Genomic DNA, 15,153 nt, shown 5'->3' with positions numbered 1-15,153 from the left:
GCCCTACCCTGTCCTTATGGTCGACGCTCAGGCGGGTTCACCCGATCGAATCGCATTCGGTACGGCGCGCGCCCGCTGGGTGCTCGCCGCCACGGCCCTCGGGTCCGGCATGGCCTTCCTCGACGGCACGGTCGTCAACGTCGCGCTGCCGGCGATGGGCGAGGACCTGGACGCCGGCATCTCCGGCCTGCAGTGGATCGTCAACGGCTACATGCTGATGCTGGCCTCACTGATCCTGCTCAGCGGCTCGCTCGGCGACCGGCTCGGCCGGCGGCGGCTGTTCGTGATCGGCGTGATCTGGTTCGCGCTCGCCTCGGCGATCTGCGCGGCCGCCCCGAACCTCGAGGTGATGATCGCGGGCCGCGTCCTGCAGGGCATCGGTGGCGCGCTGCTCACCCCAGGCAGCCTGGCGATCCTGCAGACCAGCTTCCAGCCGTCGGACCGCGGCAAGGCGGTCGGCGCCTGGTCCGGGCTCACCTCGGTCGCCGCGGCGGTCGGGCCGTTCATCGGCGGCGGCCTGGTCGACAGCGGCTCGTGGCGACTGATCTTCCTGCTGAACCTGCCGATCGCCGCCGTCACCGTGCTGGTCACCCTGCGGCACATCCCGGAGTCCCGCGACGAGACGATGGCCGGCAAGCTCGACGGCACCGGCGGGCTGCTGGCCACGGTCGGCCTGGCCGGGCTGACGTACGGGCTGATCAGCGCGGGTGACCACGGCTGGGGCGACCCGATGGTGCTGACCGCGCTGGCCATCGGCGTGGTCGGGCTCGCGGCGTTCGTCGAGGTCGAGCGGCGCAGTTCGCACCCGATGCTCCCGCCGGGCATCTTCGCCAACCTGCGCTTCACCGGCGCCAACCTGGTCACCGTCGTCGTGTACGGCGCCCTCGGCACCGCCACGTTCCTGCTCGTCGTCTACCTCCAGACCGTCCTCGGGTACGACGCGCTGACGGCCGGCGCCGCGCTGCTCCCGATGACGCTGCTGATGCTCACGCTCTCCGGGTACGCCGGCAGCCTGTCCGAGCGGATCGGCGCGCGGATCCCGATGACCGTCGGGCCGCTGTTCATGGCCGTCGGGTTCCTGCTGATGCGGCGCATCGAGCCGGGCGTCGGGTACTGGACCGCCGTGCTGCCGGGCGTCGTCGTACTGGGGATCGGCCTGGTCTCGACGGTCGCGCCGCTGACCGCGACCGTGCTCAACTCGGTCGAGGACCACCACGCCGGGATCGCGTCCGGCGTCAACAACGCGGTCGCCCGGTCGGCGCAGCTGATGGCGGTCGCGGCGATCCCGCTCGCGGCCGGGATCACCGGCGACTCCTACCGCGACCCGATGGCGTTCAAGGGCAGCTTCATGACCGCGATGGTGATCTCGGCCGTGCTCGCCGCCGGTGGCGCCGTGCTGGCCTGGGTGACGCTCGGCGACCGCACCTCCCGGCGTACGACGCCGGAAGCGGTGACGACCCACCGGCACTGCGCGCTGGAGTCGCCACCGCTGTCGAACAGCCCGACTAAGACACCGTGAAGGTCCGCGACGTCCCGGTGAACGGCGTGATGGTGCCGTTCAGCGCCTTCGCGTCGCCGTGGTGCACGATCCGGTAGGTGCCGGGGGCATCGGCCTTCCAGGTGATCGTCGCCTTCGAGTCGGCGATGCCGCCGCGGGCCCAGCGGTACGTCGTACCCCAGTCACCGTCGTCGGCAACTCGTTGCCATTGGCCACCAACTGATTTCTGCACCTCGAGGAACGTGCCGTTGCGGTGCAGGTTGTTCTTCGGGTGCCCGGTGACGAAGGCGACGGTGACGGTCTGGTTCAGCTGGTACGTCGGCGCCGCGTCGGTGAGCACCTGGCCGAACGACTTGAACGGCGGCGGGGTGTCGAGGACGACGCCGGTCTGCAGGTTGAGCTCGGCGGTGATCGGCTTCGGCGGGCGTGCGCCCAGGTCTACGGGTTGGCTTGTTTTCAACGCGTTGGCGAGCTTCGCGAACTCCTGCTGGTACGCCGGCAACGTGTACTTGCCGAACAGCGTCGACCCACCCTCGTACTGCTGCAGCTGGTACTCCTCGGGCGTCGTCACGTACTGGCTGTACGCGTTGGCGTACCCCTGCACCAGCACGTTCTCCAGCGGTACGCCGAGCTCCTGCGCGACCGTCCTGCGCAGCCGTAGGCCGGACACGATCGTCACCTCACCCGGCACCGCGATCAGGTGCAGCTGCCCGAGCTTGACGAGCTGGATCGGTACGACGTCCGGCGTTGCCTGCAGCTGGCCGGTCGGGACCGCGGGAGCCTTCGGCGACTGGCAGCTGATCAGCCACGGCGGCACGTCCACGTTGAACGGCTTGAGCAGCTCGAAGAACGGGTTCGTGACGCCCTCGGGGATGATCGGGATCCCGGGTCCGTCCTCGACGCTGCCGGCCAGCGTGGAGACACCGACCACGCCCGGGCAGGTCCGGTGCGGCTGCCCGTCCGGGGTGTAGCGCGGGTCGACCTGGACTGCCGACATGTCGACAAATCGCATCCGGGCGTCGATGCTCCCGGCAATGGTTGCCCGCGGCCCGTTGTACGCCTGCTGCGCGGCCTGCTGCTGGCGCTGCCCGATGATCTGCTCGTTGGTCAGCGGATCCTCGGTCGGCCCCGAGCCCGGCCGCAGGTTGAGGTTCGGCGACATGTCGCCGGCGTTGGTGTTCGGGAACGCAGCGACGAATCCGTTGCTGTCGTCGTCGAGGTAACGCACACCCTTGAGATCGTGCTCCCACCGGTAGGCGGCGTACCCCTTGTTGTCCGGCGAGATCAGCGTGTTCTCGTTGGTGATCGAGGTCGGGTGCGTCGCGAACCAGTTGATCGCCCCGATCTCCTTGCTGCCCTGCTGGAACCGCAGTACGGTCACCGCCGGATCGATCCCCTGCGGGAACGCGGCCTCGTCGGCCGCCGGGTTCTCGTCGAACGCAACGCGCGACCGGTTGACGCTCGCGTTCGTCAGCTCACTGCGCCCGAGGCTGATGTCCCCCGGCCGCAGGTTCTCGTGCGCCTCCACCACCGCCTCGACGATCCCGTCCACCGTCGCGTCGAACGCCTGCTTCTGGAACCCGAGGATCGACAGGTTGTAGGCCAGGTTGTGCGACTGCCCACCCGGCCCCGAGTGCGTGTGCGTCGCCGACAGCAACACGTTCCGCTCGCCGTACAGCCCGCCGTACCTGGCCTGCAGCTTCGCCAGCACCGCATCCCGCTGCGCCTGGAAGATCATCCCCAGATCAGCGTTCACGTAGGCCACCCGCTCCTGCGTCCCCTGATCCACCACCACGAACGCCCGGGCCCGCAACCGCTGATGGATCCCGCTCGTGTTCTGCCCGAACTTCGAGTACCCCATCATCCCGTTCTCCGCCGCCGGCCCGGTGACGTCGGAGATCCCACTCCCGACCAGATAAGGCTCAGCAGCCTGCGCCGGCTGCACCCCCACTCCCGCAGCCACCAGCGCCCCCACGACCCCCAACCTCCACCACCGAGCCACGGCAACTCCCCTCCGCAGAAACTGAGCACCTCTCACCTTTGCCCCGGAGAGTAACCACCTCGCTCCTCTTTGTGAAGTCCATAGCGTTTTGACACACTCGTACTGTACGTTCGTACACATGACCTGGATCCGAGCCACCTACGGCCCTCTGACGATGGCCACCGCCCTGGCCGTAGCCGCCCTGATCCCCAACCCCTGGCTAGCCGCAGCCGCCTGCACTCTCATCGCGGTGGCCCTGATCCGCCCGTGGCGCCACAAGCTAGGCCTGACCGGCGGCCCCCGCCCCTTCCTGATCGGCCTGGCAGTCCCCCTGGCCGGCGCCACCGTCCTCTTCACCCTCGGCACCCTCACCGACTGGCTCACCTGGGGCCCGGTCGACGCCCCTCAACTACTCCGCTTCCTCATCACCAACACCGTGATCGCCGTACTCCTGGAAGCCTTCCCCGAAGAACTCACCCTCCGAGGCCACACCTACACCACCCTCCGCAACCACCGCCCCTGGATCGCAGCAGTCACCACCACAGCCCTCTTCCTGACCGTCCCCGCCCTGTCCTCAGTCATCCAATGGGCCCTCACCCTGGGCACCCACCACCCGACCTTGGTCCCCACCGGCGAAGACCCCATCACCTACCTGATCCTGCTCACCCTCTTCGGCCTCACCCTCATCACAGCCCGCAACGCCACCGGCTCCCTGTGGACAGCGATCGGCACCCACCTGGCGTTCCTCACCATCAACCGCCTCACCTTGTACGGCGAGGACCGCAACGCCGGCTGGTCGATGCATCTGGAAACCCCAGACGCGATCCTCCTGATCCCGGCGTACTTGTTGCTCACAGCAATCACCTTCAAGATCATCCGCCGAAGGCTTACTCGCCCTGCCGCAGCACAGCGTCCTGGAACTCTGCCGGCGGTTGGTACCGATGCTCCGTGATGTAGTGCACGATCAACGACGGCGCCGCGTACCACTGCCCCGCCTCGCTCTCCACGTGAATTTCTCCCATCCCGAGCCAGACAAATCCCTCGGGAACCGGAGCCGCCACCCCGATCGGCGACTCGACATCGCAGAACCGGCAAGAGTGAGATCCCCGGGTCAGCTCCTGCTGATCACCCGCAAGCACCAACAGCGCATCGACCACTGGTCGTGCAACCGTCCCGACCGGGAACCTGTGCCCCCGATCCAGCCAGCCGACGTTCAGCATCTCCCGCTCTGACGGCCAGAACTCGTACCGGGAGAGGTCCGGGTAGTAGGTCACTCGATCACATCTTTCCAAGACGCTCGGTGAAGTCTTCCACCGTCAGCACCACGGTGAGCACCGGCGCCACGTCGTCGAGGAAAGTGACCGTCCCTGCTTCGACATCGACGCTGACATCGAGGCTCGTCAACGACAGGTACGTCGAGCCACTCGGCTTCTCCAGCGCCGCCCGGACGCCCCCTCGCGTGTCGTCGTCGAGCTCGTCACGGAAGAAACGATCGACCAGTTCCCTACGCGAGGACTCGACGAACTCGTCGAGGTACTCCACCATTTCGTCAACCAATCCTTCGGTCACGCTGAACGGCTCGAAGCAGACCCGGAGGAACTCTCGCTTGGCCTCGATGTCCGCGAAGCCGGCCCAGGAGGCGGGCTGCGTGGCGAGGCGACGGCGAACCGCCGCAACCTCCAGCCGTTCGGACGACAGCTCACGCCAGGTCTCCCACCGAGCGGCCTCATCGACGGCCCCCTCCGACCGGCAGACCTCGATGATCTCGGCGACGAGGGCGCTGTGCATGCCCGCGAGACGCGGAGAGCCCAGCAGCACCTCGTCGTTCGGGCTCTCGGCGAACCGGGCGCCCATCAGCGCGCGATGCATCAGCAGCAGACCGTTGAGGTCCTTCACTTCCATCAGAGCGTCACTTCCCGAAGACATTCGGTCCGGCGTACAGGATTCGTCCCAGTTTGAGGCTGCCTTGGTGGATGAATTCGTTCGCCTGCTCGCCGGCCCGGAGACCGGCACCCTCCAGCATCTCGAACGCGACCATGTGACTGCCCTTGCCGAGATACTTCGGGTTGCCCGCGAACAGATGCGTCCACGCCTCCTCGGCACTGTACTGACCCTGGGTCACGAACACCTTGCCGGCGCTGTTCGCCTTCAACTTGTTCGAGTCGAGGATCTTCGACAGCGCGCCCTCGTCGGTGTAGTGGAAGAACGTGTTGTCGGACAGGTTGTCCACCAGGTCGTCCAAGCTGCCCATGGGCGGGCAGTTGTGGACCAGGAGGCTGGAGGGGCCTACGTAGTAGTTGTGGTCGTTGGCTACGGCGAAGTTGTAGACCGTGGTGCTCTTTGTGGTGCGGGTGATCGTCGCGATGACGGCTGACTTGCCGTCGGCCTGGAGGAGTTTGTCGCCTGGTTTCAGGTCGCCGGACTCGATCCAGCCGCGGTCGGGGGTGTAGAAGGGGTGCTCGGTGGTGACCGGGACCTGGCCGCCGTCGGTGAGGGTGATGGTCATCAGGTCGGAGGCCTGCTTGTTGAACAGGCTGGTGACCTTCTGCAGGCGGCGTTCGCCGGTGACCTGGTCGCGGGCCCAGACCTCGTCGCCGACCTTGATGTCCTCGATCGGTTTCGGGCCGTCGGCCGTGTCGACCGTCGTGCCGGCGGGGAAGCACTTGCAGCCGCCGTCGACGGCCTTGCCGACGGTTGTCGACGCCTCCTCGGCCGCGTCCTTGGTGCCCTTGGCGACAGTCTTGGCTTCCTTGGCCGCCTTGATGCCCTTGTTGACGTACTTCGCGCCCTTCGCCGCGGTGGCTGCGTAGCCGGCTAATGGGATCGCTGAGGCGGCGCTGAGGGCTGCGTTGACGTAGTCGCCTTCGGCGGCGTACCAGGCTGCGTTGGCCAGGTCGGCGACTTCGCCGACGACCGGTATCAGGCCTATGACGTCCAGCGCCGCATGGCCGAGGTCGCCCTTGTGGTCGGCTACCCAGTCGCCGGCCTTGCGGAGGGCTTCGGCGGTGGCTACCGGGTCGGAGAGGGTTTTGACGACGTCTTGGACGATCGGGCCGACGGTGTTGACGGCCTTCTCGAACAGGTCGGTGACGGACTTGCGGACGTCCTTGATCAGGTCCTTGAGGCTGCCGCCGCCTCCGTTCAGGGGGTTGCCCTGGCGGAAGAGTGGGTCGGTGACGCCCGTCGCGTTCGGTTGGGGGGCGTACTTGACGGATTTCTCCAGCTGGACTCTCGCCTTGACGGCGGGGTCGACCGGCTTGGGCTTCGGCTTCGCGGTGGAGCCGGGGCCGGGGCCGCCGTCGCCGGGGCCTCCGTCGTCGTCGCCGCCGTCGTCGTCGCCGCCCGGACCGCAGTTCGGGGGGCAGGGGTCCTTCGGCGGCGGGCAGCGGCGGGGGTCGCAGTTGATCTTGCCGCGGTCCCAGCGGCACTCGAGGTGCTGGCCGATCGGCAGGGTCTTCGTCGGGACGACGTAGCTGGCCTTCGACGCGTCGAAGCCCTTGCCGGTACTGCGGTCGGCGCCGCCGTCGTTGTTGCCGCCGCCGGTGTTCGGCGGCTTGCCCGGCTTGAAGCTGCACGACTGGGTGATCGGTCCGTAGTCGTCGATCGCCGCGTTGCCGGTCGGGTCGGTGTGCGTGACCGGGTTCGCGTTGCCGTACAGGTACTTGTTCGCGGCCACCGACGGTCCGCCGGAGTACGTGATGGTGTCGCGCGAGTCGAACGTCCCCGACTCCGGGTCGTACCAGCGGGCGCCCATGTTGACCTGGCCGGTGGCCGGGTCGCTCCAGTCGCCTTGGTAGCCGACGCCGTACTTCAGCCCACCAGCGGCCAACTGCTTGCCGAACGGGTCGAAGCTCCGAGAATCCGGCAGCGCGCCCAGCGTCGCGTCAGCCGGATCGAACCCGCCGATGACGTCGCTGCGCCCGTCGGAGAGCAGCAGGCGCTTCGTCGTTCCCTGGGCGACCGAGAGGATCTCGTCGCCGACCCCGCGCCCGTAGATCTGCGTGCCGTCAGCAACGACCTCGTTCGACGACCCGCTGTACTGCATCGTCGTCCCGTTGCCGACCACCGGGCGATCCGCCCCGTCGTACGAGTACGCGCGTCCCTCCTGCGAAACCATCCGGTCCAGAGCGTCGAACGTCATCGCGTCCGTCGTCGAGCCGTTGGTCTTCGACAGCAGTGTGCCGCGGGCGGAGTAGCTGTAGTCCGACGTCCCGTCGGTGATCAGCCGGTTGCGTTCGTCGTACCGGGCGGTCTTGCCGTCGATCGAGGTGCGGTTACCTGCAGCGTCCCAGCCGTACGACGTGGTCTTGCCGCCGCCCGTCCAGGTCTTGAGGCGCCCGGCCTCGTCGTAGGTGTAGGTGTTCGCGCCGGCGCCCTGGACGCCGGTGGTCGTCTTGCCCGTGAGGCGGTCGTCGAGGTCGAAGTCGTACGCGACCGAGCTGACCGTCGCGCCCGCGCTGTTCTTCAGGCCGTCCGATTTCAACCGGCCGAGAGCGTCGTACTCGAAGGTGCGGGTCCGCCCGAGCCCGTAGTTGATCGTCTTCGGCGCCCCGGCGGCGTCGTACCCGAGGGTCTGTTGCGTCCGGCTGACCGGATCGGTGATCGTGCTCAAGCGGCCGTTCGTGTACGCGAAGTCCGCGACCCCCGCCGCGTCCGTACGCCGGACCATCGCACCATCGGCATCGAAGCTGAACGTCGCCGACCCCGAAGGCCCGTTGGCGCTCAGCATCTGGCCGCGGTCGTTGTAGGTGTAGACGTTGTCCGCGCCGATGCTGTTCACCGCGGTGACCCGCCCGAGCACGTCGTACCCGAGCTTGCGCTGAGCCGCCGGTACGCCGGTCCCGCCCGCGCCGTTCTCGTCCGTCAGGCGACCAGCAGCGTCGAAGACACGGTCGCGGGTCACCCCGCCGGGCGCGACCACCTTCACCGGGTTCCCGGCGGCGTCGTACGACGTCGTCCAGGTCCGGTCAGCCGCGGCCGGATGCGCGACAGTGGACGGCTCGACCACAGACTCAGCCAGCCCGAGGCTGTTCACCTTCGTGTACGTCGAGTTCCCGCGCCCGTCCGTGTACCGGGTCTGGTTGCCCGCCGCGTCGTACCCGAAGCTCGTCGACAGCGTCTCGGTCGCGGAGACCGGCTCCTGCTGCGAGACCTGCCGGCCGAGTGCGTCGTAGCCGTAGCTGACAGTCGCGCCGACCGGCGGCTTCAGGGTCAGCACGTTGCCGTCGGCATCGAGTGTGTAGCTGGTCCGGCGGACCACGTTCTGGGCCGCGTCGAGGTCGCTCCCGGCCACCATCCGGTCGGCCAGGTCGTACGTCGTCAGCTGGATGCGGCCGAGCCCGTCGACGGACTCGACCTGCCGGCCGGCGAAGTCGTACCCGAACTGGGTGGTCACGTTCGACGGGTCGATCGCCTTCACCGGCTGGCCGACGCTGTCGTACTCGGTCCGGCCGGTCGCCCCCGACGGTGACACCGTGCTGAGCACCCGCCCGGCATCGTCGTAGGTGTAGCGGGTGGTCAGGTTGTCGGTGACCGGCTTGCGCTCGACCTGCGTCGACGTGATCACCCGGTCCAGATCGTCGTACGTCGACTCGGTGGTCCCGCCCAGCGGGTCGATCGTCTTTCGCAGGTCCCCGTTCCCGGTGTACTCGAAGCGCCAGACCGCCCGCTCCGCGTCACTGCTCGCGGGCTGGTCGCGGACGACCATCCGGTCCTGCCGGTCGTACCCGTACCGCGTGGTCGCACCCCGCGCGTCGGTGACCGCGACGACGTTCCCGTTCGGGTCGTACGCCGTGCGCACCTTCGGCGTGATCGCCGTCCCGCCCGGCGGCGTGTACGACGGCCCGCTGCTCTCGACCGGTTGCCCGACCTGGTCGTAGACCGTCGTCCCGACGTTGCCCAGGGCATCCTTCGCCGAGACCGGCTGCCCGAACGCGTCGTACCCGACCGTCGTGACCGGCGCCGCGACAACCGCCGGCTGGCCGTTGGACTCGACGGCGACCTTCGGCTGGGTGACGACGTCCTGCCGCCCGAGCTCGTCGTAGGCGTACGTCGTGGTGAAGTCGGCCTTGACCGCGCCTGACTCGTTGCCGCGTGGCGGCGTGATGCTGGTCTGCAGGCTGCGCTGGTCGTAGGTCCAGCTGGTGGTCAGCCCGTTGGTCGCGTCCAGCCAGCTGGTCTGCGACGTCTGCCGTCCGGCCGCGTCGTACCCGTACGTCGTGCGCCGCTCGAGTCCGGAGATCTGCTGGTGGGTGTTGGAGAAGTCGCCGGTCTCGGACTTGGTCAGGACGTTGCCGGCGATGTCGTACGTCAGCGTGGTCTTGCGGTCCAGCCCGCCCGGGTCGAGCGTGCTGGTCTTCACCCGCCCGGCCGCGTCGCGGGTGTACGCGATCGTCGTCTTGCCGTTGTCGCTGACCTGGCGGATCAGGTTCCCGGCGCCGTCGTAGGTGTTGGTCTCCAGGACGATGTCGCGCTTGCTGCCGTCGGGGTTGTGGAAGTCCTTCAGGATCCGGGACTTCACCAGGCCGTCGGTGTAGTACAGCGTCTGCGTCGTCCGGCCCATCGCGTCGGTCTCGCGCACCTGCCGGCCGACGGCGTCGTAACCGACCGACCGGATCACCTTGTACCCGGTGTCGTCGGTGCTGTCGGCATCGACCAGCCGGACCTCGGCGATCGCGTTCCGGGCCGTGTAGGCGTACTCGTACCGGTTGCCGTTGGCATCGACCATCATGGTCTGGTTGCCGAAGGCGTCGTACGAGAACTGGACTTCGTGGCCGCCGGCATCGGTCTGCCGGGCCAGCCGGTTGCGGTCGTCGAAGGTGTACGTCGTGACCCGCGGCTCGCCGCCACCGATCAGGTCGACCGACTCCTGCGCGGTCATGTTGCCGTCGTCGTCGTACGAGACGGTGACGCGCTGCTGGTGCTCGGCGCCGGTGACCTTGTCGGTGGTGACCGGTCCGGTGGTCGTCCGCAGCCGCGACGCCGCGTCGTACGTGAAGGTCGTCGTGACCCCGCTCGGGAACGCGTCCGAGATCTGGGTCTGGCTGGTCTTCCGCCCGACCGCGTCGTACCCGAAGGTGGTCGCCAGCCCGGTCGGGCTGGTGACCTTCGCCAGCTGCCCGGTCGAGTGGTAGTCGTACGTCGTGACCGCGCCGCGGGCGTCGGTCGTGGTCCGGACCAGGCCGGACGGCATCAGCCCGGTCGGCCCGGCCTCGGTACCGTCGGTGTAGGTGTTGCGGACCGTTCCCGCCTCGGTGCTGTTCTGCGTGACCAGCTCGCCCTGCGGCAGATAGGTGTACGCCGTCCGCGCGGTCGGGTCGGTCGCGCTCGTCGCACGCCCGTCCCGCGACTCGGTCGGCAGGCTCCAGCGCGGGTCCAGCGGATCGGTCAGCCCGCTCAGCGGGTACGTCGTGTAGCTGGTGTGGCAGTCGGTCGCGCCGGTGCGGCAGGTGGTCCGCGACGTGTTGTTGCCGCGGACGTCGTAGGCGAGGGTGGCGGTCTCGCCGTTCTCGTTCGTGGTCTTGATCAGCTGCCCGGACTTGTCGTACTCGTAGCTCCGCACGGCGATGCCGTCCAGGGCGTGCCAGTCGAAGATCGGGTCCTGCGACCCGGACCCCGGCGTGACGACGCAGAACTGCGGATCGTTCGGGTCCGGCGTGTTGCAGGGCGTCGGAGTCGTGGTCGGCGGCGGCGCCGGCGGCAGGTCCTCCTCGCGCGTGCCGAGCCCGTTCGGTACGCCGGCCCGCAGCAGCCAGCCGCCGATCCCGTCGTACTCGTAGAAGTAGCGGCGGTCGGCCGGGTCGCGCACCTCGACGGTCCGGCGCAAGTCGGTCGAGCTCCCGCTGAGCGCGGGCGCGCCGATCTTCCACAGCCCGCCGTCGTCGTCGGTCAGCTCGGCGATCCGCTCGGTCGCGGTGTCGTACTTCGCCGCCGAGACCACCTTGCCGCTCGGCTGGGTGACGGTGGTGAGCTGGTCGGAGGCGTTCCGGCCGAGCTTGTAGTGCGCCGCGACGACGTCCGCGCTGAGCGGCCGCGAGTACACCGCGACCTCGTCGACCGCACCGGCCAGGTAGTTGCGCGTGGCCGTTCCCCAACCCGGCCAGGCTCCGGGCGCGACGGCGTAGGCCGCGCCGACCTGGTTCGCGACCATCCCGAGGTGGTCGACGTTGCGGCCGGTGCTGGTGCCGATCTGCGCGCCGTCGACGTACAGGGTCTGGGTCGCGCCGTCCGAGGTCAGCGCGACGTGGTGCCAGTTGCCTTCGTCAACGGTCGCGGTGGTGGTGATCGGCGCCGCGGCGCCGTTCCAGAACTGGCCACGCAGCTTGCCGTCCGACCCGACGTACAGGACCGGCAGGCCGGCCGTCGAGATGGCCTCGATCTGGCCGTTCTGGTAACCCAGCAACGGGTTCGCCCGGCCCTTGGAGACGATCCGGAACCACATCTCGACGGACTGGTTGCGGTTCTTCCGGATCGCGCCCTTGGGCAGGTCCAGGTACGACGGCCCGGCGGTCCCGCTGAACGACGCCGCGGTGTCGCTGGACCCGGTCAGCCCGCCGGCGACGTTGTTCGCGACGCCCTTGTAGGTGCCGTTGTCCTTGCCGAAGTCGACGGTGACCTCGCTCGCGGCGACGGCGCCGTCGTCGTTCATCCGGTAGTACAGCTCGGGCTTGCTGTCGGTGACCGAGGTCCGGTAGTGCGAGCCCTGCGCGAACCCGTACGTCGTGCACTTGCCGTCCGGCCCACAGACCGAGGTCAGCAGGTCACCGGTGTAGCTGTAGGTCCACTTGAGCGCGGCGCCGTCGACCGGCTGCGTGCTCACGGAGGCGATCCGGGTGCCGTTCCAGGTGAAGGTCAACGACCGGTTGTTGCCCTGCTGGCTGGTGACACGCAGGAGCTTGCCGTCGGTGCCGTACTCGAACAGCATCGGCTTGCCCCAGCGGCCCTTGATCTGGGTGAGCTTGCCGGACACCGAGAACGTGTAGGTGTTGGCGTTGCCGTCCTTGAAGGCCCAGGTGTTGGTCGTCGCGCTGAACGTGAGCCCGGCCTGACGCGCGGCGGGTCCGACGTACGTGCCGTCGGGGTTCTTGCCGAACCGGACCTGCTGGCCGTCGGGGTAGGTGATCAGCACGCTGCCCTCGGCCTCGGGCACGAGCTTCAGGTCGTACTTGCTCGACCAGCCCGCGCCGAACACCCCGGTCCGCCGCGGGTCCAGGCTGTTGTACGTCCGGACGACGTCGAGCTCCGGCCCGGCGACCGGGATCGACGCGTCGACGGCGGACACCAACTGGTTTCCGAGGTTCGGGTCGAACGGCTGGTCCCCGCTGCCGTGCGGCGCGTTCGCGAGCCGGGAGGTGATCTCGGGCTGCGGTACGTCGGTCAGCAGCGACACCCGCTCGGGTGCCGGCGGCGACACCGTGACGCCGCCGTTCGCGTCCTTGGCCGACAGCCGCCAGGCGTACTCCTTGTTCCACGCCAGCCGCCCGGCCGGGACGGTGTAGTTGCCCGCGGCCTGGTACGGCGAGTTCGTGCACCCCGTGAACGTCCCCGTGGCCGTCTTCTCGCAGATCTCGAAGCTGTAGGTGACACTCGACGTCGGTGCGTCGATGTCGAACGCGCGTCCCCACAGCTGCGGGGTGAGCGTCTGGGTCCGGTAGCCGTTGTCCGGCGACAGTTGGTCGACGACCGGCGGCAGGTTCCGGACCTCGATCGCGATCCGGGCCGGGCTGACCTTCTCGGTGGTGAAGTCCGGCCCGCCGACCTTCGCCATCGTGAAGTACACCCGGTACTGCTTCACCCCGGTGCCGGCGCTCATCGCCTTGATCGTCGCGTCGAGCGTGACGCTGCTGCCGCGCGCGATCGTGGTCGGCAGGCTCGCGCCGCGGTACTGGTAGAGCTGCCGGTCGTTCAGGTCGGTGACGACGGTCTTCAGGTAGTACTGCGACGGCGCCCAGGCGGCCGCGCTCAGGTTCTTCACCCTGATCTGCAGCTTGCCGTCCTGGTTCTGCAGCACCGGCGGCTTCGGCTGCCCGAGCACCTGGTACGACGCGTTGTACTCCGAGTGCGTGACGAACAGCGTCGGCGGGTTGGTGATGTCAGACCCGGTCCCGGCGAACAGCTTCCAGGAACCGTCGTCACCGACCGGCCCGCGCAGCGACAGGCCCTGGTTGGACGCCGGCGTGGTCACCCAGCGCTGCACCAGCGTGGCGCCGTTCGCGCCCAGGTCGAACGCGATCGGCACCGGCTTGCACTTCGAGGTGGTGGAACCGCTCGCGATGTACCCCTGCGCGAAGGTCTTGGACGTCAGCGCCGCACCGACCGCCGGGCCCGGGTACCTCAGGCTCGGGTCGGGTGTCCAGGCGCCGGTCACCGGGTAGACCGTCACCGGCCGCGGCGTGCAGGACGGCGCCCGGAAGCTGCTCACCTGCAACTGCGCGCCGAAGACCGTGTGGTTGGCCAGCGCGCTGACGTCGAACTTCAGGTACGCCGCCGCGCGGTTGCCGTTCTGCCGGCCGACCATGAAGTCGCTGTTGCCGACGTAGCTGCCGGAGTCGCGGACGGTCAGCGCCGCCGACGACTCGACCTCCTTCACCGTCGGGTCGATCCGGACCGGGTAGACCCGGCCGGGCGCGTCCAGCCAGTCGTTGCTCGGCGTCACCTTCAGCGCCGGCTTGCCGTCCTGCTCGACCAGCGCGTAGCTGACGTCACTCGACGTCGCGGCCGCGGCATCGGCCATGAACCCGGCCGGGATCACCGCCTTCTTGTTGCCCTCAGCATCGACCAGCGCGACCTCCCGGCCGTCGAGCCGCGGCGTCAGCCCGTCCAGGTGCAGCGGGAAGACGAAGCTGCGCGCGGCCGTCTTCGACCGCAGGATCACGGTCTCCTTGACGCCGCCCGGTTGGCTGGTGAGCTCGAGGTCCGCGCCGGGCGCGACGCCGGCGTACCGGACGGTGTCGGTCCCCGCCTGGGTCCCGGCAACAGGCTGGGCGCCGCTCAGGCCCCAGCCGACCTTCTGGCCGCCGCTCAGCACGACCTCGGCGACCGGCCGGCCGGCGGTGAGTTTCGCGGCCAGCGTCGACGTGACGCTGTCGCCCGAGCTGCGCCAGCCGTTGCCGGTCAGGGCCCGGTCGCGGCTCAGCGTCGTACGGGCGGGGGCCCACGAGCCGTCCGGACGCTGGAAGTTCCTGGGGGTCGTCGAGACCGCGGTGGTCTGGGTGCCGTCGGCGTTCGCGTACGTCGTCTCGTACCGGCCGCGGTCGATCTCGCGACTCGTCCGGGCGTCGAAGCCCTTCGGCGTCGCGGGGCTGACCGGCGGCAGCACCTTCACCGTGCTGACCGGCGTCGGCTTCTGCCCGACCTGGAGATCGGGGTAGCGCGCCTTGAGACTGGCCGGCACGGTGTGGTTGCGGTTCTCGCCGACCTCATGTGGCTGGCCGGCCGCCGAACCCTCGCGCTGCTCGGGCGCGGGCTGCGTGCGGTGGTTGGACGGCGTACCGTCGGCACCGCGCAGCTGCGGCACCGCGGCGGCGTAGTTGGCGGACCCCGCGCAGACAGCGGTGGCCAGGAGTACGGCCAGCCCCTTGGCCGACCAACGACGGACGGCCCGTTTCCGGGCGCGCGAAAGCGATCCAGCCATGTGGAGTACCCCTAGCGAAAGTTGTCCTACTCGTCCCCCGAG

6 protein-coding genes are annotated in these 15,153 nt (G+C 69.1%); 2 read left to right on the top strand and 4 right to left on the bottom strand.

Annotated elements, in window-relative coordinates:
• Positions 1 to 16: 16 nt before the first annotated feature.
• Positions 17 to 1,519 carry a DHA2 family efflux MFS transporter permease subunit gene (locus ACZ6Z4_RS01680; protein WP_465557052.1) on the top strand — a complete coding sequence of 501 codons (1,503 nt, stop codon included), beginning with the start codon at positions 17 to 19 and terminating at the stop codon, positions 1,517 to 1,519.
• Here the strand turns inward: ACZ6Z4_RS01680 and ACZ6Z4_RS01675 are convergent.
• Positions 1,506 to 3,473, bottom strand: a complete 1,968-nt coding sequence (locus ACZ6Z4_RS01675) for a neutral/alkaline ceramidase (protein WP_465557050.1) — start codon at positions 3,471 to 3,473, stop codon at positions 1,506 to 1,508. The genes ACZ6Z4_RS01680 and ACZ6Z4_RS01675 overlap by 14 nt on opposite strands.
• Before the next feature lie 145 nt (positions 3,474 to 3,618).
• On the opposite strand from ACZ6Z4_RS01675, the gene ACZ6Z4_RS01670 reads away from it, so the two are divergent.
• The gene (locus tag ACZ6Z4_RS01670) at positions 3,619 to 4,431 is read left to right on the top strand and encodes a CPBP family glutamic-type intramembrane protease (RefSeq protein ID WP_465557048.1); all 813 of its coding nucleotides are present in this window, start codon (positions 3,619 to 3,621) and stop codon (positions 4,429 to 4,431) included.
• On the opposite strand, the gene ACZ6Z4_RS01665 is transcribed toward ACZ6Z4_RS01670, so the two are convergent.
• Genes ACZ6Z4_RS01665 through ACZ6Z4_RS01655 form a run of 3 tightly spaced genes read right to left on the bottom strand, consistent with a single transcriptional unit; the run spans position 4,367 to position 15,111 of the window.
• Positions 4,367 to 4,699, bottom strand: coding sequence for a DUF7919 family protein (locus tag ACZ6Z4_RS01665; protein ID WP_465560567.1), 333 nt, complete (start codon positions 4,697 to 4,699; stop codon positions 4,367 to 4,369). The two genes, ACZ6Z4_RS01670 and ACZ6Z4_RS01665, sit on opposite strands and share 65 nt — an antisense overlap.
• A 58-nt stretch (positions 4,700 to 4,757) precedes the next feature.
• Positions 4,758 to 5,381 carry a hypothetical protein gene (locus ACZ6Z4_RS01660; RefSeq protein WP_465557046.1) on the bottom strand — a complete coding sequence of 208 codons (624 nt, stop codon included), beginning with the start codon at positions 5,379 to 5,381 and terminating at the stop codon, positions 4,758 to 4,760.
• A 7-nt stretch (positions 5,382 to 5,388) separates the two neighbouring features.
• On the bottom strand, positions 5,389 to 15,111 hold the full coding sequence (locus tag ACZ6Z4_RS01655; protein WP_465557044.1) for a polymorphic toxin-type HINT domain-containing protein: 9,723 nt from the start codon (positions 15,109 to 15,111) through the stop codon (positions 5,389 to 5,391).
• Between the last annotated feature and the right edge of the window lie 42 nt (positions 15,112 to 15,153).

This window comes from Kribbella sp. NPDC104740, from assembly GCF_055583505.1.
This window is presented reverse-complemented; position numbering and strand designations above follow the sequence as displayed.

What these genes read in the sequence shown, in the direction of transcription:
- ACZ6Z4_RS01680 (WP_465557052.1), top strand. Translation starts at nt 17, where the DNA reads ATGGTCGACGCTCAGGCGGGTTCACCCGATCGAATCGCATTCGGTACG.
- ACZ6Z4_RS01670 (WP_465557048.1), top strand. Translation starts at nt 3,619, where the DNA reads ATGACCTGGATCCGAGCCACCTACGGCCCTCTGACGATGGCCACCGCC.
- ACZ6Z4_RS01665 (WP_465560567.1), bottom strand. Translation starts at nt 4,699, where the DNA reads ATGCTGAACGTCGGCTGGCTGGATCGGGGGCACAGGTTCCCGGTCGGG.
- ACZ6Z4_RS01660 (WP_465557046.1), bottom strand. Translation starts at nt 5,381, where the DNA reads ATGGAAGTGAAGGACCTCAACGGTCTGCTGCTGATGCATCGCGCGCTG.
- ACZ6Z4_RS01655 (WP_465557044.1), bottom strand. Translation starts at nt 15,111, where the DNA reads ATGGCTGGATCGCTTTCGCGCGCCCGGAAACGGGCCGTCCGTCGTTGG.